This window comes from Pseudomonas sp. CFII68 (genome assembly GCF_000416195.1).
Lineage (GTDB): Bacteria > Pseudomonadota > Gammaproteobacteria > Pseudomonadales > Pseudomonadaceae > Aquipseudomonas > Aquipseudomonas kilonensis.
Genome location: NZ_ATLN01000074.1, coordinates 78,936 through 99,780 on the forward strand (window position 1 = coordinate 78,936; position 20,845 = coordinate 99,780).

A 20,845-nucleotide genomic window follows, 5' to 3' on the forward strand; every position below is an offset into this window, starting at 1 on the left:
GCCTTAGGCAGTGAAATAAGCCCGGACTTGTCCGGGTTTATTTTTTTCTGCTTCGGCTGCTCAGGAAGTCGTGAGGATTTCGTGCTCCTTGTGCACCGTCGTCTTGAATCCTCTCAAGTCTGCGCCTTCAGCCAGGGTTCGTGCATCTGCAAGCAAATGCGGGTAGCGATCAAGCAGGCGCATCAGCAGCATCAACGCTTTTGGTGGCAATACCTCACCGCGCTCATAGCGGGAAAACGCGTTGTGCCCGCCACCTGACAAAAACGAAACCGCTTCTTTTTGCGACAGATGCAGTTTGCGACGTATGCGTTTCATTTCTTCGCCAATCATTCTCCTGGCCGCGTTGACCAGCTCATCACCTGCGTGGTCGTAGCGATCCGAGCAGCTTGAATCGAGCTCGACTTCGCCGCACATCTGACATTCCCAGCCAGACAAGTCATCGACCCGGCGTTCCAGTCCCTTGACGCTCATGGTTTCGCCGCGACCTTCGAAATGCAACATGCCCTCCTGGGCACCACAGCTGAAGCACTGCTGATTTTTCATGAGTTTTTCTCCTTGAAGGAAATTACCGGTGGGCCTCCACTGGGGTGGCACGTTACCTTCAGGTAAATCTCCAGACCGTGTGAATGGGCGTGATAGACGTCATGCCAGACTCGATGATCGTCATAGGTAGTCATCGATTTGTAGAACTGTTTTCGCTCAAGCCCATGGATGACCTGCTGCATGTCCGAGACGTTTAAACCGAGCGTCCGAGCAGTGTTCTTCGCAGTGCTGGTGAAAGCTTTCCCTTTAAGCCGCCTGACATCCGCCTGTATCGCCACCAAGGCGTAATGGGGTGTGTTCTTTTCCATGGAACGGTGTGCCTTGTCCTTAAAATTACCCTTAAAGGGTAATATTGACTAATCGAAAATTTCGCTCCTTTTCCGTCCCATTGACCCTAGGCAATTGCCGTCCTACGCGAAGCTGACTAACATGTCAGAAAATTCATCCTATGATTGGATGAAAGGGTGGACTCTATGTCAGATATTTCTCCATTAATGAAACGCTCCCTGGTCGATCAGGCCTTGGAGCAATTGCGTCGGCGTATCAGTGACGGGGTATGGACCGTCGGCCAGCGCTTGCCCACCGAGCCGGAATTGGTGGCGGAGCTGGGGATCAGCCGCAACACCGTGCGCGAAGCCATGCGCGTGCTGGCGTTTTCTGGACTGATCGAGATCCGCCAGGGCGACGGCAGCTACGTGCGGGCGGTGGTCGATCCGCTGGATACCCTCAAGGTGCTGTCGCGCTGTTCGCTGGAACAGGCCCGGGAAACCCGGCACATCCTGGAAGTAGAGGCCATTGGCCTGGCGGCGCTGCGGCGCACCGATGAAGATGTATTGGCCTTGCGCCAGGCGCTGAAAACCAGTGGCGAGCATTACCACGGCGACCTGGAGCACTACATCGCCTGCGACCTGGTGTTTCATCGCCTGTTGGTGGACGCCGCGCACAACCCTGCGCTGAGCGAACTCTATCGCTATTTTTCCAGCGTCATCGGCGCACAGTTGCGCCAGAGCCTGAACATCATTCCCCGCCATCAACATGTGTTCGACCTGCACGTCGAAATCCTCGAAGCCGTCGAACGCCAAGACCCGGAGCAGGCCAAGGCCCTGTGCCGGCAGTTGATCAATGAACCCTGAAGCAGAGCTTTCCATGTCCCGCGATCCGCTTGACCGCACCCCTTTGACGGCGCCCAAACGCGCCGCCGAACTCGAAGAATTGCTGATCGATGCCGAAGCCGATGACGAGCAGACCCAGCAGCGCCCTCCGTTGGTGCGTCGCCCCTGGCTGTTGCTGCTGGGTTTGATCCTGGTGGCGCTGAACCTGCGTCCGGCGTTGTCGAGCATGGCGCCGTTGCTCAGCGAAGTATCAAGAAGCCTAGGCCTGTCGGCTGCCCAGGCCGGTTTGCTGACCACATTGCCTGTGCTTTGCCTGGGCCTGTTTGCGCCGCTGGCGCCGGTGCTGGCGCGGCGCTTCGGTGCTGAGCGCGTGGTGTTGGGGATCTTGCTGACACTGGCGGGCGCGATTGTGTTGCGCAGTGCGTTCGGTCAGGTCGGGCTATTTGTCGGCAGCATCCTGGCCGGCGCGAGTATCGGTGTGATCGGCGTGCTGTTGCCGGGCATCGTCAAGCGTGACTTCGCCAAACAGGCCGGCGCCATGACCGGCGTCTACACCATGGCGCTGTGCCTGGGCGCGGCGATGGCGGCCGGGGCGACGGTGCCGTTGAGCGAACACCTTGGCCACAGCTGGGCCCTGGGCCTGGGCTTCTGGGTGGTCCCGGCGCTGCTGGCGGCGGTGTTCTGGTTACCGCAGGTGGGCGAGAAACACGGTGCCCACCAAGTGGCGTACCGGGTCCGCGGCTTGCTGCGTGATCCACTGGCCTGGCAAGTGACCTTGTACATGGGGTTGCAATCGTCCCTGGCCTACATCGTCTTTGGCTGGCTGCCGTCGATCCTGATTGGACGCGGCCTGACGCCGACCCAGGCCGGGCTGGTGCTGTCCGGTTCGGTCATCGTGCAGTTGATCAGTTCCCTCGCGGCGCCCTGGTTGGCAACACGTGGCAAGGACCAGCGCCTGGCCATCGTGATCGTCATGCTCATGGTCCTGGGCGGGTTGTTCGGTTGCCTCTACGCTTCGCTCGATGGCTTGTGGGGCTGGGCGATCTTGCTGGGCCTGGGGCAGGGCGGATCATTCAGCCTGGCGCTCACGCTGATCGTGCTGCGTTCGCGGGACGCCCACGTGGCCGCCAACCTGTCCAGCATGGCCCAGGGCTTCGGCTATACGCTGGCGTCGCTGGGGCCGTTCGCGGTGGGTGTGGTCCACGACTTGACCGGCGGCTGGAATGCCCTGGGCTGGATCTTCGGCCTGGTTGGCCTGGGGGCGATCATCGCCGGCATCGGCGCGGGCCGGGCGTTGTACGTCGGGGTCAGCAGCGAAAGGGTCACTGACCTTCGTTGATATCATTTTCATGGCGAATGACGATAGTCTTCCCGGTGGCGGCAGATTATCGTGCTGGCCTACTGAAACGTTTTTCGGAGCCTGTCCATGAGTGATGCCCACAACGCCTTGATCACCCGTTTCTATCAGGCCTTCCAGCGCCTGGATGCCGAAGCCATGAGCGCCTGCTACACCGACGACGTGCTGTTCAGCGACCCGGCGTTCGGCGAACTGCGCGGGCGCGATGCCGGTGACATGTGGCGCATGCTCACGACCCGGGCCAAGGACTTTTCCCTGACCTTCGATAACGTGCGCAGCGATGAGCGTACCGGTGGTGCTCATTGGGTGGCGACGTACCTGTTCAGCCAGACCGGCAACATCGTGATCAATGACATTCAGGCGCGCTTCGTTTTTCGCGACGGCAAGATCTGCGAGCACCATGACAGCTTCGACCTGTGGCGCTGGTCCCGCCAGGCGCTGGGCACCAAGGGCCTGTTGCTGGGCTGGACGCCGCTGGTGCGCAACGCCGTCAGGGCCCAGGCCATCAAGGGCTTGCGGGCGTTCCAGGCCAGTCGCTGATAAGATCGCGGCTTGTCTTTGCCGATCTGTTGAACATCTTGTGACGACTGCTGCCCCCTCTCCCGATCTGCCTGCACAAGGCCCCACCGAAGCGGACAAACCCTGGTTCGTCTATCTGGTGCGGGCCGCCAACGGCTCGCTGTACTGCGGCATCAGTGATGACCCGGTGCGGCGCTTTGCCAAGCATCAAAGCGGCAAGGGCGCGCGCTTCTTCCTTTCCAGCCCGGCAGTGGCCCTGGTGTATACCGAGGCTTGTCACAACAAGGGCGAGGCCCTGCGCCAGGAGCGGCTGATCAAAAAGCTCAAGAAAAGCGCCAAGGAATGCCTGGTGGCCAGTGCGCTGTCGCTTCATCAGCCGGGCTGATAGGCCTCTATCAGGCCGGTAGGCTGACCCGCTCAGGCGCGCTAAGCTGCAAGACATCATTCCTGCAGTGGCTAATCTCATGTCAGAGCTGATCCTTCATCATTACCCAACGTCTCCTTTCGCGGAAAAAGCCCGGCTGTTGCTGGGCTTCAAGGGCCTGTCCTGGCGTTCGGTGAGCATCCCGCCGATGATGCCCAAGCCTGACCTGACGGCACTGACGGGCGGCTATCGCAAGACCCCGGTATTGCAGATCGGCGCGGATATCTATTGCGATACGTCGCTGATGGCCCGCCGGCTGGAGCAGGAAAAAGCCTCGCCGGCCCTGTTCCCCGAAGGCCGGGAAATGCTGGCCGCGTCCTTTGCCGCCTGGGCCGATTCGGTGGTGTTCCAGCATGCGGTGAGCCTGGTGTTCCAGCCTGAATCGGTGGCGGTGCGGTTCGCCAAGCTATCGCCCGAAGCGATCAAGGCGTTCATCAGCGATCGTGCCGGGCTGTTCAGTGGCGGCACGACTACGCGTTTGGCTGCCGAGCAGGCCAAGCACCAATGGCCAACGATCATGGCCCGGCTGGAGCAACAGTTGCAGCGCGAGGAGGGTGATTTCCTGTTGGGTGATCCGTCGATTGCCGACTTCGCCATGGCCCATCCGCTGTGGTTCCTCAAGGGCACTCCGGTGACCTCGTCGCTGGTGGATGCGTATCCGGCTGTCTCGGCCTGGTTGGCGCGGGTGTTGGGTTTCGGCCATGGTGCGCCGAACGGGATGAGTTCCGAAGAAGCCTTGGAGGTTGCCCACAACGCTACACCGGCAGCGCTGCCGGATGAGGCATTCGATGAGCCGAACGGGTTCACGGCAGGGCAGCAGGTGACCATCGCCGCGACCGACTATGGCGTCGATCCGGTGGCCGGGGAGTTGGTGTTTGCCGGGAGCGAAGAGTTGATTCTGCGTCGCGAAGACGAGCGGGGCGGGGTGGTGCATGTGCACTTTCCGCGGTTTGGCTTCCGGATCGAGGCTCGATGAACAACGAATGACCTTGTGGGAGCGAGCTTGGTGGGAGCAAGGCTTGCTCGCGATGAACGCGCCGCGGTCTCTTGAGTACCGCAGCGCCTGGATCGCGAGCAAGCTTTGCTCCCACAAAGCTCGCGATGAGGCCCTCAAATCTATATCGCGGACAGCACCCTATCGAACTCGCACTCTGCCGAGCATCAGTTGCGGCGCTTGAGCTGATCAGTCAGCGAAGTCGGCAACCCCTTGATGATCAGCGTCCCAGCCTCTTCGTCATACTCGATCTTGGAACCCAGCAAGTGCGCTTCGAAGCTGATGGACAAGCCCTCGGCGCGGCCGGTGAAGCGGCGGAACTGGTTGAGGGTGCGTTTATCCGCCGGGATTTCCGGCGACAACCCGTAGTCCTTGTTGCGGATGTGATCGTAGAAGGCTTTCGGGCGATCCTCGTCGATCAGCTCGGACAGTTCTTCCAGGCCCATCGGCTCGCCGAGCTTGGCCTGGCTGCTGGCGTAGTCGACCAGAGTCTTGGTCTTTTCCCGGGCATCGTCTTCCGGCAGGTCTTCGCTTTCGACGAAGTCACTGAAGGCCTTGAGCAGGGTGCGGGTCTCGCCGGGGCCGTCGACACCTTCCTGGCAGCCGATGAAGTCACGGAAGTATTCCGAGACCTTCTTGCCGTTCTTGCCCTTGATGAACGAGATGTACTGCTTCGATTGCTTGTTGTTCTGCCATTCCGACACGTTGATCCGCGCCGCCAGGTGCAACTGGCCCAGGTCCAGGTGACGGGACGGGGTCACGTCCAGCTCATCGGTCACCGCCACGCCTTCGCTGTGGTGCAGCAGGGCGATGGCCAGGTAGTCGGTCATGCCTTGCTGGTAATGCGCGAACAGCACGTGGCCGCCCACCGACAGGTTGGACTCTTCCATCAGCTTTTGCAGGTGTTCCACCGCCACGCGACTGAACGCGGTGAAGTCCTTGCCGCCGTCCAGGTACTCCTTCAGCCAGCCGCTGAACGGATGCGCCCCCGACTCGGCATGGAAAAAGCCCCAGGCCTTGCCTTGCTTGGCGTTATAGCTTTCGTTGAGGTCGGCGAGCATGTTCTCGATGGCCGAGGACTCTGCCAGTTCGGAGTCGCGGGCATGGAGCACAGCAGGGGTGCCGTCGGGTTTTTTGTCGATCAGGTGGACGATGCAATGACGGATCGGCATGGATTTCTCGGCTGTGGAAAGAGAGGAGGGCGTGCTCCCCGAAAAAGGGCCCAGTGTACCGCAATCACTGGTTTTGGAACCCGGCAAAGGCCCTTTCAGACCCGTCCGACACCCTATATGCATTTTTTTAACGTTTTAGCGCAAGAAAGCTGACCAAATGGGTAGCTAGAGGCGGATATTTCAGAGGCGTTGTGCTAGTTTTGCCCGGTCTTACGCGAAGTCACTGCGTTAAGCGTGCATTCAGCATCTGTCAGGTCGAACCAAACCCGGTTTTCGGCATCTATTACCCCGATCCGTCGCGGTGATTGCCGAGGGTGCCTGATCAAGAGAGATCGGGCTCGATGGCTGACACTGCACTCTGCAATCCATATGAATTTGATAGGGAAGGAACACTACATGGCTCTTACTAAAGACCAACTGATCGGCGATTTGTCTGAAGCTGTAGACGCACCAAAAGCTACTGTGCGTGCTCTGCTGGACCAACTGGGCCAAATCGTGGCTGATCAGCTGGAAAATGGCGGCGAAATCACTCTGCCAGGTGTTGGCAAGCTGAAAGTCTCCGAGCGTCCTGCCCGTACCGGCCGTAACCCTTCGACTGGCGCTGCCATCGAAATCGCTGCCAAGAAAGTGATCAAGCTGGTTGTGGCCAAAGGCCTGACCGACGCGGTCAACAAGTAAGACCGCAGTAAAAAAAACCGTGCCTCGGAGCGATCCGGGCACGGTTTTTTGTTGCCTTGGAAACCACCTGTAGGAGCTGCCGAGTGAAGCGAGGCTGCGATCTTTCCCCTGGCAGTTGAATCTCAAGTGAAAGATCAAAAGATCGCAGCCTCGCTTCGCTCGGCAGCTCCTACAGTAGAGCAGCGTCTTTCTAATCCTTGCGAACCCAACGCGACTGGCGCCAGGCTTGTTGCTGCGCTTCGGTCTGGAAGGTCCAGGCCACGAAACGACTCTGCTTCTGGCCCTGGGACATCTCCACCACCTGGCTGTGCAGCGCCCCGGCCTTTTTCAGTGCGGTTTGAATCGCCGGCAGGTTCGACGCCTTCGACACCAGGGTGCTGAACCACAGCACTTGCCCGGCCAACTGCGCGCTCTCGCCGATCAGTTGCGTCACGAACCGGGCTTCCCCGCCCTCGCACCACAACTCCGCAGCCTGACCGCCAAAATTCAGCACCGGCAGCTTGCGCTTCGGATCGGCCTTGCCCAATGCCCGCCACTTGCGCTGGCTGCCCTTGGTCGCTTCCTCCAGGGAGGCGTGGAACGGCGGGTTGCACATCGTCAGGTCGAACCGTTCGCCATCCTCCAACAGGCCCAGGAGGATCTGCTTGCGGTTGGCTTGCTGGCGCAACTGGATGGCTTTGTTCAAGCCATTGGACTGGACGATGGCCTTGGCCGAGGCGATGGCCGTCGGGTCGATCTCCGAACCGAGGAAGTGCCAGCGGTAGTCGCTGTGGCCGATCAACGGATAGACGCAATTGGCGCCGGTGCCGATGTCCAGCACCTTGACCGCCGCCCCGCGGGGGATTTCACCTTCGTTGTGGCTGGCGAGCAAATCGGCGAGAAAGTGCACATAGTCCGCCCGACCCGGCACCGGCGGGCACAGGTAGTCGGCCGGGATATCCCAGTGGGCGATGCCATAGAAAGCTTTGAGCAACGCCCGGTTGAACACCCGCACGGCGTCGGGGCTGGCAAAGTCGATGCTTTCCTTGCCGTAGGGGTTGATGATCACGAACTTGGCCAGTTCCGGAGTGCTTTTGATCAACGCCGGGAAATCATAGCGACCCTGGTGGCGGTTGCGCGGATGCAGGCTGGCCTTCTCACGCGGTGCCACGGCTTTGGCCTCGGTGGCGGGCTTGGGCTTCTGGCGGGCTGGTTTGGGTGTGCGGGGGGCGGTCATGGGCGGGTCGATTCGGGGATGGCTCAAAAAGTGGCGGGCATTGTCCCACATCCAGCCCGGTCTTGATGGTAGCGCGGACCAAATTGTGGGAGCGAGCTTGCTCGCGATGACGGCGACACATCCAATGTTGATGCAAGCTGACCCGCCGCTTTCGCGAGCAAGCCCGCTCCCACAGGGGGGGGCGATACCTGGAAGGAAAGTGACAGGCATAAAAAAGGAGGTCCAATAGGACCTCCCTTTTCATTGCGAACCGCCGTTACAGGCTGGCAATCCGCGCATGCTGCTCGGCCAGCTTGCCCAAGGCCTGTTCAGCCTCGGCCAGTTTGGCCCGTTCCTTCTCGATGACTTCGGCCGGCGCCTTGTCGACGAAGCCGGCGTTGGACAGCTTGCCGCCGACCCGCTGCACTTCGCCTTTGAGGCGCAGGATTTCCTTGTCCAGGCGCGCCAGTTCGGCGGCCTTGTCGATCAGGCCGGCCATCGGCACCAGAACTTCCATCTCGCCAACCAGGGCGGTGGCCGACAGTGGTGCTTCTTCGCCGGCTGCCAGGACCGTCACCGATTCAAGCTTCGCCAGCTTCTTGAGCAGCGCCTCGTTTTCGTTGAGGCGGCGCAGGTCTTCGGCGCTGGCGTTCTTCAGGAACAAGGCCAGTGGCTTGCCCGGGCCGATGTTCATTTCGGCACGGATATTACGCAGGCCGAGCATGAAGGTCTTGAGCCACTCGATGTCGTCTTCGGCCGCTGGATCGATGCGGGTCTCGTTGGCCACCGGCCACGGTTGCAGCATGATCGTCTTGCCTTGGGCGCCTGCCAGCGGTGCGACGCGCTGCCAGATTTCCTCGGTGATAAACGGCATGAACGGATGCGCCAGGCGCAGGGCCACTTCCAGCACGCGCACCAAGGTGCGACGGGTGCCGCGCTGGCGTTCGACCGGTGCGTTTTCGTCCCACAGCACAGGCTTGGACAGCTCCAGGTACCAGTCGCAATACTGGTTCCAGATGAACTCGTACAAGGCTTGCGCGGCCAGGTCGAAACGGAACTGGTCCAACTGGCGGGTCACTTCGGCTTCGGTGCGTTGCAGCTGCGAAATGATCCAGCGATCGGCCAGGGTCAGTTCAAACGCTTCACCGTTCTGGCCGCAATCTTCGCCTTTGTCCAGCACGTAGCGCGCGGCGTTCCAGATCTTGTTGCAGAAGTTGCGATAGCCTTCGACGCGGCCCATGTCGAACTTGATGTCGCGACCGGTGGACGCCAGCGAGCAGAAGGTGAAGCGCAGGGCGTCGGTGCCGTAGCTGGCGATGCCCTCGGCGAATTCTTCGCGGGTGGCTTTCTCGATTTTCTTCGCCAGTTTCGGCTGCATCAGGCCGGAGGTGCGTTTCTGCACCAGGGTTTCCAGGTCGATGCCGTCGATGATGTCCAGCGGGTCGAGGACGTTGCCCTTGGACTTGGACATCTTCTGGCCCTGGCCGTCGCGCACCAGGCCGTGGACGTAGACGGTCTTGAACGGCACTTGCGGCGTGCCGTCCTCGTTCTTCACCAGGTGCATGGTCAACATGATCATCCGGGCGACCCAGAAGAAAATGATGTCGAAGCCGGTGACCAGCACGTCGGTGGAGTGGAATTTCTTCAGGAACTCGGTCTGCTGCGGCCAGCCCAGGGTGGAGAAGGTCCACAGGCCCGAGCTGAACCAGGTGTCGAGGACGTCGTTGTCCTGTTGCAGCGCCACGTCCGGGCCGAGGTTGTGCTTGGCGCGGACTTCGGCTTCATCGCGGCCGACATAGACCTTGCCCGACTCGTCGTACCAGGCCGGGATGCGATGGCCCCACCACAGTTGACGGCTGATGCACCAATCCTGGATGTCGCGCATCCACGAGAAGTACATGTTTTCGTATTGCTTGGGCACGAACTGGATGCGGCCGTCTTCCACGGCGGCAATCGCAGGCTCGGCCAGCGGCTTGGTGGACACGTACCACTGGTCGGTCAACCACGGCTCGATGATGGTACCGGAGCGGTCGCCTTTCGGGACTTTCAGGGCGTGATCGTCGACGCTGACCAACAGGTCGGCGGCATCGAATGCCGCGACGATCTGCTTGCGTGCTTCGAAGCGGTCCAGGCCGGCGTATTCGGCCGGGATCTGGCCGTCGACGCTTTCGTTCAGCGTGCCGTCGAGGTTGAATGCCTGGGCTGCCGGCAATACGTGGGCGTTCTTGTCGAAGATGTTCAGCAGCGGCAGGTTGTGGCGCTTGCCGACTTCGTAGTCGTTGAAATCGTGGGCCGGGGTGATTTTCACGCAGCCGGTGCCGAATTCAGGGTCGCAGTAGTCGTCGCCGATGATCGGGATGCGACGGCCAACCAGCGGCAGTTCAACAAACTTGCCGATCAGCGCCTGGTAGCGTTCATCGTTCGGGTTCACCGCCACGGCGGAGTCGCCCAGCATGGTTTCCGGGCGCGTGGTGGCGACGATCAGGTAGTCCTTGCCTTCGGCGGTCTTGGCGCCGTCGGCCAGCGGGTACTTCAGGTTCCACAGGAAACCTTTCTCGTCGTGGTTCTCCACTTCGAGGTCGGAAATGGCCGTGTGCAACTTGGTGTCCCAGTTGACCAGGCGCTTGCCGCGATAGATCAGCCCGTCTTCATGCAGGCGCACGAAGGCTTCCTTCACCGCTTCCGAGAGACCGTCGTCCATGGTGAAGCGCTCGCGGCTCCAGTCCACGGACGAGCCGAGGCGACGGATCTGGCGGCTGATGTTGCCACCGGACTCGTCTTTCCATTCCCAGACTTTCTCGAGGAATTTTTCGCGACCCAGGTCATGGCGATTCTGGCCCTGGGCTTCGAGGCGGCGCTCCACCAGCATCTGCGTGGCGATACCGGCGTGGTCGGTGCCCGGCTGCCACAAGGTGTTGCGACCTTGCATGCGCCGGAAACGGATCAGTGCGTCCATGATCGCGTTGTTGAAACCGTGGCCCATGTGCAGGCTGCCGGTGACGTTCGGCGGCGGGATCATGATGGTGTAGGAATCGCCCGCGCCTTGCGGAGCGAAATAATTCTCGGACTCCCAGGTGTTGTACCAGGAAGTTTCAATGGCGTGCGGCTGGTAGGTCTTATCCATGCGCGGCGGGACCCTATTGGCATTTATTCAGGAAAAGCCGGGAAGTATAGCGGGCGGGGCTGGTGCAAGCCACATGCAGCAAGCTGAATGCAGGTACAGTTGAACCCTGTGGGAGCGAGCCTGCTCGCGATGAGGCCATCACATTCAACATCCATGTTGATTGACAGACCGCTATCGCGAGCAGGCTCGCTCCCACAGGATGTTCACCATGAGGGAGGGGACGCTATTCGTACTGGCTGAGCAACCGCTCCATCCGCGCATCCAGCCGACGCTTGATCTCGGTCTCGATGTGCGGGGCGAAGTCGTCGATGACGTCTTGCATGATCAACTGCGCGGCAGCGCGCAATTCGCGGTCCAGGTGCAGCAGGGCGTCGGGGCCCTTGGTTTCGGTCTTGGCAGCCGGCTTGGGTTCGGGCTGGCCGTTGATCGGGTCGAACAGCAGGGGGATCTGTTCGTCATGCACCGGCTCGTGCACGACCGTGTCGGTCAGCAGCGGCGGTTGCAGGTTGTCGTCGCCGAGCAGTTGGCGGATCGACTCGAGGTCATCCAGCAGGTGCGCAGGCTTTTGTGGCGGTTTTGGAGTGTCCATCGTAGGGCTCAGAGTCGCTGTAAACGGTGGTCTTGCAGAGGATAGCCCTGTTCGCGGTAGAAACGGAAACTCTCCCGCGCGGCTTGTCGGATGGCCGGGTCTTCCACCACCACTTCCGCCACACGGGCGAAGCGCTGGGCAAAGGCCGGTACTTTCAGGTCGAGGTTGACCAGCAGGTCCTGGTGCTGGCCGCAGTCATCCCCCAGCCCCAGCACGATCAACCCCTCGGGTTCGTTTTCGGCCGGGCCGTGGGGCACGAAGCTCTCGCCCTTGAAAGCCCACAGGCGTGCGTCCAGGTCCTCGCGCTGGGCGGCATCGCTGCAATGCAGGTAGATGCGGTGCCCCATGCGCCAGGCCTTTTCAACGAGCTTGCAGGCGAAATCCAGCCGCGCCGACGGATCGGCGCTGGGCAGGATATAGAAATCGACTTTGGTCATTGCGGTTCCTGAGCCGCCGATGACGCCGCCCGACGGCGACGCCAGTGGCGGTCATTGGTGTCAGGCCTTGGCGCGGTCCAGCAGGTACTGGGTCAGCAGGGGCACCGGACGACCGGTGGCACCCTTGTCCTTGCCGCCGCTGGTCCACGCCGTGCCGGCGATGTCCAGGTGCGCCCAGTTCAGGTTCTTGGTAAAGCGCGACAGGAAGCAGGCCGCGGTGATGGTCCCGGCTTTCGGGCCGCCGATGTTGGCGATGTCGGCGAACGGGCTGTCCAGTTGCTCCTGGTACTCGTCGAACAGTGGCAACTGCCAGGCGCGGTCGTCGGCCTGTTGGCCGGCGCTGAGCAGTTGGCCGATCAGTTCGTCGTTGTTGCCCAGCAGGCCCGAGGTGTGGGAACCGAGGGCGACGATGCAGGCGCCGGTCAGGGTCGCGATGTCGATCACCGCTTGCGGCTTGAAGCGCTCGGAGTAGGTGAGGGCGTCACACAGCACCAGGCGGCCTTCGGCGTCGGTGTTGAGGATTTCCACGGTCTGGCCGCTCATGGTGGTGACGATGTCGCCCGGACGCGAGGCCGTGCCGCTGGGCATGTTCTCGGCGCAGGCCAGGATGCACACCAGGTTGATCGGCAGTTGCAGTTCGAGCACGGCACGCAGGGTGCCGAACACGCTCGCGGCGCCGCCCATGTCGTACTTCATCTCATCCATGCCAGCGCCCGGCTTGAGGCTGATGCCGCCGGTGTCGAAGGTGATGCCCTTGCCGACCAGTGCGTACGGCTTCTCGGATTTCTTGCCGCCGTTGTATTGCATCACGATCAGGCGCGGCGGCTGGGCGCTGCCCTGGCCGACGGAGTAGAACGAACCCATGCCCAGGTCCTTGATCTTCTTCTCGTCGAAGACTTCGACCTTCAGGCCCTTGAATTCCTTGCCCAGTGCCTTGGCTTGTTCGCCGAGGAACGTCGGGTGGCATATGTTCGGCGGCAGGTTGCCCAGGTCGCGGGTGAACGCCATGCCGTTGGCAATCGCGGTGGCGTGGGTCACGGCACGCTGGACTTCAGCCTGGGCGGCCTTGATGGTCAGCACGGTGATTTTTTTCAGGGCGCGGGGTTCGGCTTTCTGGCTCTTGAACTGGTCGAACTGGTATTCGCCGTCCACCAGGGTTTCGGCCAGCAGGCGGTTCTTGCCGTAGCTGTCGCGGCCCTTGATCACCAGCTCGTCCAACGCCAGGGCGGCCTCAGCGCCGCCAAGGCCCTTGAGTGTGCCCAGCACGCCGGCAATGATTTTACGGAACGGACGATCGCCCAGTTCAGCGTCCTTGCCCACGCCCACCAGCAGCACGCGCTCGGCCTTGAGGTTGGGCAGGCTGTGCAGCAACAGGCTCTGGCCGACCTTGCCGGCCAGGTCACCGCGCTTGAGCACGGCGCTGATGGCGCCGCCGCTCAGGGTGTCGAGCTGGGTGGCGACCACGCCGAGCTTGCGGTTTTCACCGACGGCGACTACCAGTGTGGCGGTTTTCAACGTTTCTGGGCTGACGCTTTTTACAACCAGTTCCATGTCCGGATCCCTGAGTCAATGGTCAAGAGGCCAGGCGCCGAGACAGTGGCGCGCTGAGCAGCTGTCTTCTATATAAGAGAAGCGCCGGGACTTGCCGGCGACAAGGGCCGCAGTTTGAACCCCGGCGGCCGAGCCTGACAACCCTGGGAGCCGTTAACTTTTGACTGTGGAGCCTCTGCTTAAAGCGTGCGCAGTGACAGGCGCCTCCAATCACAGGATAATGCGGCTCTTTTTTTGGCGGCTCGCGGCATGAGCTGGCTCGATACGTTTCTTGTTTGGCCGCCTTAGCCTGACAATCCTGGAGTGTCTGGTTTGATCGTCTTCCGTTATTTATCCCGCGAAGTCCTGCTGACCCTGAGCGCGGTCAGCGCCGTGCTGCTGGTCATCATCATGAGCGGGCGCTTCATCAAATACCTTGCCCAGGCAGCCTCCGGTGCCCTGGACCCGGGCTCGCTGTTCCTGATCATGGGGTTCCGCCTGCCGGGCTTCTTGCAATTGATCCTGCCGCTGGGGTTGTTCCTCGGCATCCTGCTGGCCTACGGGCGCTTGTACCTGGACAGCGAAATGACCGTGCTGTCGGCCACCGGCATGAGCCAGCAGCGCCTGTTTCGCATGACGCTGTTCCCGGCCACGTTGGTGGCGCTGGTGGTGGCCTGGCTGAGCCTGAGCCTGGCCCCCCAGGGCGCCAACCAGTTTCAACTGCTGATCAACCAGCAGGACGCCATGACCGAGTTCGACACCCTGGTGCCGGGGCGTTTCCAGGCCCTGCGCGACGGTACGCGCGTGACCTACACCGAACAGCTCTCGGAGGACCGGGTCGACCTGGGCGGTGTCTTCATTACACAAAAGAACCTGTCTTCGGATACCAAGAAAGACCGTGGCATTTCCGTGCTGGTGGCCGAGAAGGGCCGGCAGGAAATCAACCCCGACGGCAACCGCTACCTGATCCTGGAAAACGGCTATCGCTATGACGGCAAGCCGGGGCAGGCCGATTACCGGGCCATCAAGTACGACACCTATGGCGTGCTGTTGCCCAAGCCCGAGGTCAGCGACGAAGTCACCGACCGCGACGCGATGTCCACCGCCAGCCTGCTGGGCAACAAAGACATCCGTGCCCGTACCGAGCTGCAATGGCGCCTGTCCTTGCCGCTGCTGGTGTTCATCGTGACCCTTATGGCGGTCCCGCTGGCGCGGGTCAATCCGCGCCAGGGGCGTTTCCTCAAGCTGCTGCCGGCGATTCTTCTCTATATGGCTTACCTGACCATCCTGATTTCCGCCCGCGGTGCGTTGGAGAAAGGCAAGATCCCGCCAGCCCTGGGCTTGTGGTGGGTGCACTCGATCTTCCTGGCCATCGGCCTGGGGTTGCTCTACTGGGAGCCGCTACGCCTGAAGCTGGCCAGTCGCCGCAGCGCGCTGGAGGTGGCCCGTGGTTAAGCTCGATCGCTACATCGGCAGCAGTGTGTTCATGGCGATCCTTGCAGTGCTGGGGATCATCCTTGGCCTGGCGACCCTGTTCGCCTTCATCGATGAAATGGGCGACGTCAGCGACACCTATACCTTGGTGGACGTGGCGAGCTACGTGCTGCTGACGGCGCCGCGGCGCTTGTATGACATGCTGCCGATGGCCGCGCTGATTGGTTGCCTGATCGGCCTGGGCAGCCTGGCCAGCAACAGTGAACTGACCATCATGCGCGCCGCCGGCGTGTCCATTGGTCGGATCGTCTGGGCGGTGATGAAGCCGATGCTGGTGTTGATGCTGGTGGGTGTGTTGGTTGGCGAATACATCGCCCCGGCCACCGAGAATACTGCCCAGGCCAACCGTTCCCTGGCCCAGGGCGGCGGTGATGCGCAAAGCGCCAAGCACGGCTTGTGGCACCGCCAGGGCGACGAGTTCATCCACATCAACTCGGTCCAGCCCAACGGCATTCTGTATGGCGTGACCCGCTATCGCTTCGACGAGCAGCGACACATGCTGTCGTCGAGCTTCGCCAAGCGCGCCAAATTCGCCGAGGATCACTGGCAACTGAATGATGTCACCACCACCGTGTTCCATGACAAGCGCACCGAGGTGGTCGCCGCCCCGCAGGAGCGTTGGGATGTGTCGATCAGCCCGCAGTTGCTCAGTACCGTGGTGATGGCACCTGAATCCCTGTCGATTACCGGCTTGTGGAGTTATATCCACTACCTGGCGGACCAGGGCCTGAATAACGGCCGCTACTGGCTGGCTTTTTGGGTCAAGGTGTTGCAACCGTTGGTCACTGCGGCCCTGGTACTGATGGCGATTTCCTTCATCTTTGGCCCGCTGCGTTCGGTGACCCTCGGCCAGCGGGTGTTTACCGGCGTGCTGGTGGGCTTCACTTTCCGTATCGCCCAGGACCTGCTGGGGCCGTCGAGCCTGGTGTTCGGCTTCTCGCCGCTGTTTGCGGTGCTGGTGCCGGCCGGTGTCTGCGCGTTGGCCGGGTTCTGGCTGTTGCGTCGGGCCGGTTGATTGCTCGTGTAGCGAGAGGGCTGTGGGAGCAAGGCTTGCCCGCGATGAAGGCCCTGTGGTCTTTCATAGAGCGAGGTGACTGTTTCGCGAGCAAGCTTTGCTCCCACTTGCGCGGTGTATCAGGTACAATTCCCGGCTATTTTTCGGCGGGCTATGCCTGCAGCCTTTTTGAGTGTTGATCCGTGAGTGATTTGAGTCATATCCGCAATTTCTCCATCATCGCCCACATTGACCATGGCAAGTCGACGCTGGCCGATCGCTTCATCCAGATGTGCGGCGGCCTGGCCGAGCGCGAAATGGAAGCCCAGGTCCTGGACTCCATGGACTTGGAGCGTGAGCGCGGGATCACCATCAAGGCCCACAGCGTTACCCTCTACTACAAGGCCCGCGACGGCATCACCTATCAGCTGAACTTCATCGATACCCCGGGCCACGTCGACTTCACCTATGAAGTCAGCCGGTCGTTGGCGGCCTGTGAAGGTGCGCTGCTGGTGGTCGATGCTGGCCAGGGCGTCGAGGCCCAGTCGGTTGCCAACTGCTACACGGCCATCGAGCAGGGCCTGGAAGTCATGCCGGTACTGAACAAGATCGACCTGCCCCAGGCCGATCCGGACCGCGTGAAGGAAGAAATCGAGAAAATCATCGGCATCGATGCCACCGACGCGGTCACCTGCAGCGCCAAGACCGGCCTGGGCGTGGACGAAGTGCTCGAGCGCCTGGTGCATACCATTCCCGCGCCGACCGGCAACATCGAAGATCCGCTGCAAGCGTTGATCATCGACTCCTGGTTCGACAACTACCTGGGCGTGGTCTCCCTGGTTCGCGTGCGCCATGGCCGCGTGAAGAAGGGCGACAAGATCCTGGTCAAGTCCACCGGCAAGATCCACCTGGTGGACAGCGTCGGTGTATTCAACCCGAAACACACTGCCACCGTAGACCTGAAGGCCGGTGAAGTGGGCTTCATCATCGCCGGCATCAAGGACATCCATGGGGCGCCGGTCGGCGACACCCTGACCTTGAGCACCACCCCCGACGTCGATGTGCTGCCAGGTTTCAAACGCATCCAGCCGCAGGTCTATGCCGGCCTTTTCCCGGTCAGCTCCGACGACTTCGAGGATTTCCGCGAAGCCCTGCAAAAGCTGACCCTGAACGACTCGTCCCTGCAATACACCCCGGAAAGCTCCGACGCCCTGGGCTTCGGCTTCCGTTGCGGGTTCCTGGGCATGTTGCACATGGAAATCATCCAGGAGCGCCTGGAGCGCGAGTACGACCTGGACCTGATCACCACGGCGCCGACGGTTATTTTCGAGCTGTTGCTCAAGAGCGGCGAAACCATCTACGTCGACAACCCGTCCAAGCTGCCGGACCTGTCGGCCATCGAGGACATGCGCGAGCCGATCGTGCGGGCCAACATCCTTGTGCCTCAGGAGCACCTGGGTAACGTCATTACCCTGTGCATCGAGAAGCGCGGCGTGCAGCACGACATGCTGTTCCTTGGCACGCAGGTCCAGGTGACCTACGACCTGCCGATGAACGAAGTGGTGCTGGACTTCTTCGACCGCCTCAAATCCACCAGTCGCGGCTATGCTTCGCTGGACTATCATTTCGATCGTTACCAATCGGCTAATCTGGTGAAGCTGGATGTGCTGATCAACGGTGAGAAAGTCGACGCCCTGGCCTTGATCGTGCACCGTGACAACGCGCACTACAAAGGTCGTGCATTGACCGAGAAGATGAAGGAACTGATTCCGCGGCAGATGTTCGATGTGGCAATCCAGGCCGCCATTGGCGGGCAGATTGTGGCGCGTACAACCGTCAAGGCGCTCAGAAAGAACGTATTGGCCAAATGCTACGGTGGCGACGTCAGCCGTAAGCGCAAGCTGTTGGAAAAGCAGAAGGCCGGTAAAAAACGCATGAAGCAGGTCGGTAACGTGGAAATTCCACAGGAAGCCTTCCTTGCGGTGCTCAGGTTGGATAGTTAGGTCCTATGTCGCTAAATTTCCCGCTGTTGCTGGTTATCGCCGTGTTTGTCTGCGGCCTGTTGGCGTTGCTTGATCTGTTGTTCCTGGCGCCTCGGCGCCGGGCGGCCATCGCCTCTTATCAGGGCAGCGTCAGCCAGCCTGATGGTGTGGTGGTCGAAAAGCTCAACAAGGAACCGCTGCTGGTCGAATACGGCAAGTCGTTCTTTCCGGTGCTGTTCATCGTGCTGGTGTTGCGCTCGTTCCTGGTGGAACCGTTCCAGATCCCGTCCGGCTCGATGAAGCCGACCCTGGACGTGGGCGATTTCATCCTGGTGAACAAGTTCTCCTACGGGATTCGCCTGCCGGTGATCGACAAGAAAGTCATCGAAGTTGGTGATCCGCAACGCGGCGATGTCATGGTGTTCCGCTTCCCGAGCGACCCGAACGTCAACTACATCAAGCGTGTTGTCGGCCTGCCGGGCGACACGGTCCGCTACACTGCTGACAAGCGCCTGTTCGTCAATGGCGAGTCGGTGGCCGAACAGTTGCTTGGCTCCGAGCCGGGTACACTGGGCAGTGCCGAGCTCTACCAGGAAAAACTCGGCGAGGCCGAACACCTGATTCGCAAGGAAATGAGTCGCTACCGCGCAACGCCGGACCGTTCATGGACCGTGCCGGCGGGGCACTATTTCATGATGGGCGACAACCGCGACAACTCCAACGACAGCCGTTACTGGGATGATCCGAACATTCCCAAGAACCTGCTGGGCATGGTCCCGGACCGGAACATCGTCGGCAAGGCCTTTGCGGTCTGGATGAGCTGGCCGGAACCCAAACTCAGTCACCTGCCGAATTTCTCGCGGGTTGGCCTGATCAAGTAATCCCACACGGCGCTGTTGAACACAGCGCCGAATGCTTTTCTGGAGCCTGCGCAAGGTTGCCCGAAGGCATGAAGCCAACGATAGTCAGGACGTATTTTTGAACACAGCGTTAATTGTCCCAAGCCAACGGCGCCTTGCCGCCGTGGCGGTGGAATCCAGCCACGAACTCAGCGTGGGTAAACCGTGAGCGTTTCTCTAAGCCGTCTCGAGCGTCAGCTCGGTTACACCTTCAAGGACCAGGACCTGATGCTCCTGGCCCTCACTCACCGCAGTTTTGCCGGGCGCAATAACGAACGCCTGGAATTCCTCGGTGATGCCATCCTCAACTTCGTGGCCGGCGAGGCGCTGTTCGAGCGTTTCCCGCTGGCCCGCGAAGGCCAGTTGTCGCGTTTGCGCGCACGATTGGTAAAAGGTGAGACCCTGGCCGTATTGGCCCGTGGTTTCGACCTGGGCGACTATCTGCGCCTGGGCTCCGGTGAGTTGAAAAGCGGCGGTTTCCGTCGCGAGTCGATCCTGGCCGATGCCCTGGAAGCGTTGATTGGCGCGATCTACCTGGATGCGGGCATGGAAATGGCGCGCGAACGCGTGCTGGCCTGGCTGACCTCCGAGATCGACAGCCTCACGCTGGTGGACACCAACAAGGACCCCAAGACCCGTTTGCAGGAATTCCTGCAATCACGCAGTTGCGAGTTGCCGCGCTACGAAGTCGTGGATATCCAGGGTGAGCCGCATTGCCGTACCTTCTTCGTTGAATGCGAAGTTGTCCTATTGAACGAAAAAAGCCGGGGTCAGGGTGTGAGTCGTCGTATTGCCGAACAGGTAGCGGCCGCCGCAGCACTGATTGCCCTGGGTGTGGAGAATGGCAATGACTGATACAACCGTCACCCGCTGCGGCTACGTCGCCATTGTCGGTCGGCCGAACGTGGGCAAGTCCACGTTGCTGAACCACATCCTGGGCCAGAAGCTGGCGATCACCTCGCGCAAGCCCCAGACCACCCGCCACAACATGCTGGGCATCAAGACCGAAGGCGCCGTGCAGGCGATCTACGTCGACACCCCTGGCATGCACAAGGGCGGCGAAAAGGCCCTGAACCGCTACATGAACAAGACCGCCTCGGCGGCGTTGAAAGACGTCGACGTGGTGATCTTCGTGGTTGACCGCACCAAGTGGACCGAAGAAGACCAGATGGTCCTCGAGCGCGTCCAGTACGTGACCGGTCCCTTGATCGTGGCGCTGAACAAGACCGATCGCATCGAAGACAAGGCTGAACTGATGCCGCACCTGACCTGGTTGCAGGAACAGTTGCCGAACGCCCAGATCATCCCGATCTCTGCCCAGCACGGCCATAACCTCGACGCGCTGGAGCGGGTGATTGCCGAACACCTGCCGGAAAACGATCATTTCTTCCCCGAAGACCAGATCACCGACCGCAGCAGCCGTTTCCTCGCCGCCGAGCTGGTGCGCGAGAAAATCATGCGCCAGATGGGTGCCGAGCTGCCGTACCAGATCACGGTCGAGATCGAAGAGTTCAAGCAGCAGGGCAAGACCCTGCACATCCATGCGTTGATCCTCGTCGAACGTGACGGCCAGAAGAAAATCATCATTGGCGACAAGGGCGAGCGCATCAAGCGCATCGGCACCGAGGCGCGCAAGGACATGGAGCTGCTGTTCGACTCCAAGATCATGCTCAACCTGTGGGTCAAGGTGAAGGGCGGCTGGTCCGACGACGAGCGGGCGTTGCGTTCGTTGGGTTACGGCGACCTGTAAAGCGTCCAGCGGTACACCACCGACCTTGTGGGAGCGGGCTTGCTCGCGAAGG

General features: G+C 61.2%; 20 protein-coding genes. 12 read left to right on the forward strand and 8 right to left on the reverse strand.

All coding sequences use genetic code 11. The features are described 5' to 3' along the window. Nucleotides 1-60: 60 nt before the first annotated feature. Together CFII68_RS15520 and CFII68_RS15515 are read right to left on the reverse strand one after the other, a co-directional pair. Nucleotides 61-543 carry a type II TA system antitoxin MqsA family protein gene (locus tag CFII68_RS15520; RefSeq protein ID WP_018606187.1) on the reverse strand — a complete coding sequence of 161 codons (483 nt, stop codon included), beginning with the start codon at nucleotides 541-543 and terminating at the stop codon, nucleotides 61-63. Then, nucleotides 540-851: a type II toxin-antitoxin system MqsR family toxin gene (locus tag CFII68_RS15515; protein WP_018606189.1), complete on the reverse strand. Its 312-nt coding sequence runs from the start codon at nucleotides 849-851 to the stop codon at nucleotides 540-542. Before CFII68_RS15515 ends, CFII68_RS15520 begins: the two co-directional genes overlap by 4 nt. A 165-nt stretch (nucleotides 852-1,016) precedes the next feature. On the opposite strand from CFII68_RS15515, the gene CFII68_RS15510 reads away from it, so the two are divergent. From CFII68_RS15510 to CFII68_RS15490, 5 genes are all read left to right on the forward strand, one after another. After that, on the forward strand, nucleotides 1,017-1,676 hold the full coding sequence (locus CFII68_RS15510) for a FadR/GntR family transcriptional regulator (protein WP_024617621.1): 660 nt from the start codon (nucleotides 1,017-1,019) through the stop codon (nucleotides 1,674-1,676). Next, nucleotides 1,666-2,994, forward strand: a complete 1,329-nt coding sequence (locus CFII68_RS15505; RefSeq protein WP_033062607.1) for a CynX/NimT family MFS transporter — start codon at nucleotides 1,666-1,668, stop codon at nucleotides 2,992-2,994. The genes CFII68_RS15510 and CFII68_RS15505 overlap by 11 nt, the downstream gene beginning before the upstream one ends. Before the next feature lie 87 nt (nucleotides 2,995-3,081). Continuing rightward, the gene (locus CFII68_RS15500; protein ID WP_018606195.1) at nucleotides 3,082-3,552 is read left to right on the forward strand and encodes a nuclear transport factor 2 family protein; all 471 of its coding nucleotides are present in this window, start codon (nucleotides 3,082-3,084) and stop codon (nucleotides 3,550-3,552) included. 40 nt (nucleotides 3,553-3,592) lie between these two features. Beyond that, the gene (locus CFII68_RS15495) at nucleotides 3,593-3,916 is read left to right on the forward strand and encodes a GIY-YIG nuclease family protein (RefSeq protein WP_018606196.1); all 324 of its coding nucleotides are present in this window, start codon (nucleotides 3,593-3,595) and stop codon (nucleotides 3,914-3,916) included. A 79-nt stretch (nucleotides 3,917-3,995) separates the two neighbouring features. Then, entirely contained in the window at nucleotides 3,996-4,931 is a 936-nt protein-coding gene (locus tag CFII68_RS15490; RefSeq protein ID WP_018606197.1) for a glutathione S-transferase family protein, read from the forward strand. A gap of 185 nt (nucleotides 4,932-5,116) precedes the next feature. On the opposite strand, the gene yejK is transcribed toward CFII68_RS15490, so the two are convergent. Next, nucleotides 5,117-6,121, reverse strand: a complete 1,005-nt coding sequence (gene yejK, locus CFII68_RS15485) for a nucleoid-associated protein YejK (RefSeq protein WP_018606199.1) — start codon at nucleotides 6,119-6,121, stop codon at nucleotides 5,117-5,119. A gap of 396 nt (nucleotides 6,122-6,517) precedes the next feature. On the opposite strand from yejK, the gene CFII68_RS15480 reads away from it, so the two are divergent. Beyond that, entirely contained in the window at nucleotides 6,518-6,799 is a 282-nt protein-coding gene (locus CFII68_RS15480) for an HU family DNA-binding protein (protein WP_018606201.1), read from the forward strand. 190 nt (nucleotides 6,800-6,989) lie between these two features. Here the strand turns inward: CFII68_RS15480 and rlmF are convergent, their stop codons facing one another. The 5 genes from rlmF to CFII68_RS15455 form a co-directional block, all read right to left on the reverse strand. Further along, complete coding sequence (gene rlmF, locus CFII68_RS15475) at nucleotides 6,990-8,015, reverse strand: 23S rRNA (adenine(1618)-N(6))-methyltransferase RlmF (protein ID WP_033062610.1); 1,026 nt, start codon at nucleotides 8,013-8,015, stop codon at nucleotides 6,990-6,992. 256 nt (nucleotides 8,016-8,271) lie between these two features. Beyond that, on the reverse strand, nucleotides 8,272-11,118 hold the full coding sequence (locus CFII68_RS15470) for a valine--tRNA ligase (protein WP_018606206.1): 2,847 nt from the start codon (nucleotides 11,116-11,118) through the stop codon (nucleotides 8,272-8,274). Nucleotides 11,119-11,341: 223 nt separating this feature from the next. Beyond that, on the reverse strand, nucleotides 11,342-11,707 hold the full coding sequence (locus CFII68_RS15465) for a hypothetical protein (RefSeq protein WP_018606209.1): 366 nt from the start codon (nucleotides 11,705-11,707) through the stop codon (nucleotides 11,342-11,344). A gap of 8 nt (nucleotides 11,708-11,715) precedes the next feature. Continuing rightward, nucleotides 11,716-12,144, reverse strand: a complete 429-nt coding sequence (locus CFII68_RS15460) for a DNA polymerase III subunit chi (protein ID WP_014340012.1) — start codon at nucleotides 12,142-12,144, stop codon at nucleotides 11,716-11,718. A 60-nt stretch (nucleotides 12,145-12,204) separates the two neighbouring features. After that, entirely contained in the window at nucleotides 12,205-13,695 is a 1,491-nt protein-coding gene (locus tag CFII68_RS15455; protein ID WP_018606212.1) for a leucyl aminopeptidase, read from the reverse strand. 312 nt (nucleotides 13,696-14,007) lie between these two features. Here CFII68_RS15455 and lptF point away from each other — a divergent pair, with 312 nt between their 5' ends. From lptF to era, 6 genes are all read left to right on the forward strand, one after another. After that, on the forward strand, nucleotides 14,008-15,129 hold the full coding sequence (lptF, locus tag CFII68_RS15450) for an LPS export ABC transporter permease LptF (protein ID WP_018606213.1): 1,122 nt from the start codon (nucleotides 14,008-14,010) through the stop codon (nucleotides 15,127-15,129). Next, entirely contained in the window at nucleotides 15,122-16,183 is a 1,062-nt protein-coding gene (gene lptG, locus CFII68_RS15445) for an LPS export ABC transporter permease LptG (RefSeq protein ID WP_018606215.1), read from the forward strand. Before lptF ends, lptG begins: the two co-directional genes overlap by 8 nt. A 182-nt stretch (nucleotides 16,184-16,365) precedes the next feature. Then, nucleotides 16,366-18,165, forward strand: coding sequence for a translation elongation factor 4 (gene lepA, locus CFII68_RS15440; protein WP_018606217.1), 1,800 nt, complete (start codon nucleotides 16,366-16,368; stop codon nucleotides 18,163-18,165). A 5-nt stretch (nucleotides 18,166-18,170) separates the two neighbouring features. Continuing rightward, nucleotides 18,171-19,025: a signal peptidase I gene (lepB, locus tag CFII68_RS15435; protein WP_018606219.1), complete on the forward strand. Its 855-nt coding sequence runs from the start codon at nucleotides 18,171-18,173 to the stop codon at nucleotides 19,023-19,025. 183 nt (nucleotides 19,026-19,208) lie between these two features. Then, nucleotides 19,209-19,898 (forward strand): ribonuclease III, encoded by a 690-nt coding sequence (rnc, locus tag CFII68_RS15430; protein ID WP_003205268.1) that lies wholly within the window; start codon nucleotides 19,209-19,211, stop codon nucleotides 19,896-19,898. After that, nucleotides 19,891-20,793, forward strand: coding sequence for a GTPase Era (gene era, locus CFII68_RS15425; protein WP_003205264.1), 903 nt, complete (start codon nucleotides 19,891-19,893; stop codon nucleotides 20,791-20,793). The genes rnc and era overlap by 8 nt, the downstream gene beginning before the upstream one ends. The last annotated feature ends 52 nt before the right edge of the window (nucleotides 20,794-20,845 follow it).

What these genes read in the sequence shown, in the direction of transcription:
- lepB (WP_018606219.1), top strand. Translation starts at nt 18,171, where the DNA reads ATGTCGCTAAATTTCCCGCTGTTGCTGGTTATCGCCGTGTTTGTCTGC.
- CFII68_RS15490 (WP_018606197.1), top strand. Translation starts at nt 3,996, where the DNA reads ATGTCAGAGCTGATCCTTCATCATTACCCAACGTCTCCTTTCGCGGAA.
- era (WP_003205264.1), top strand. Translation starts at nt 19,891, where the DNA reads ATGACTGATACAACCGTCACCCGCTGCGGCTACGTCGCCATTGTCGGT.
- CFII68_RS15510 (WP_024617621.1), top strand. Translation starts at nt 1,017, where the DNA reads ATGTCAGATATTTCTCCATTAATGAAACGCTCCCTGGTCGATCAGGCC.
- CFII68_RS15460 (WP_014340012.1), bottom strand. Translation starts at nt 12,144, where the DNA reads ATGACCAAAGTCGATTTCTATATCCTGCCCAGCGCCGATCCGTCGGCG.
- CFII68_RS15480 (WP_018606201.1), top strand. Translation starts at nt 6,518, where the DNA reads ATGGCTCTTACTAAAGACCAACTGATCGGCGATTTGTCTGAAGCTGTA.
- CFII68_RS15470 (WP_018606206.1), bottom strand. Translation starts at nt 11,118, where the DNA reads ATGGATAAGACCTACCAGCCGCACGCCATTGAAACTTCCTGGTACAAC.
- CFII68_RS15465 (WP_018606209.1), bottom strand. Translation starts at nt 11,707, where the DNA reads ATGGACACTCCAAAACCGCCACAAAAGCCTGCGCACCTGCTGGATGAC.
- CFII68_RS15515 (WP_018606189.1), bottom strand. Translation starts at nt 851, where the DNA reads ATGGAAAAGAACACACCCCATTACGCCTTGGTGGCGATACAGGCGGAT.
- CFII68_RS15520 (WP_018606187.1), bottom strand. Translation starts at nt 543, where the DNA reads ATGAAAAATCAGCAGTGCTTCAGCTGTGGTGCCCAGGAGGGCATGTTG.
- CFII68_RS15505 (WP_033062607.1), top strand. Translation starts at nt 1,666, where the DNA reads ATGAACCCTGAAGCAGAGCTTTCCATGTCCCGCGATCCGCTTGACCGC.
- CFII68_RS15500 (WP_018606195.1), top strand. Translation starts at nt 3,082, where the DNA reads ATGAGTGATGCCCACAACGCCTTGATCACCCGTTTCTATCAGGCCTTC.
- CFII68_RS15455 (WP_018606212.1), bottom strand. Translation starts at nt 13,695, where the DNA reads ATGGAACTGGTTGTAAAAAGCGTCAGCCCAGAAACGTTGAAAACCGCC.
- rlmF (WP_033062610.1), bottom strand. Translation starts at nt 8,015, where the DNA reads ATGACCGCCCCCCGCACACCCAAACCAGCCCGCCAGAAGCCCAAGCCC.
- yejK (WP_018606199.1), bottom strand. Translation starts at nt 6,121, where the DNA reads ATGCCGATCCGTCATTGCATCGTCCACCTGATCGACAAAAAACCCGAC.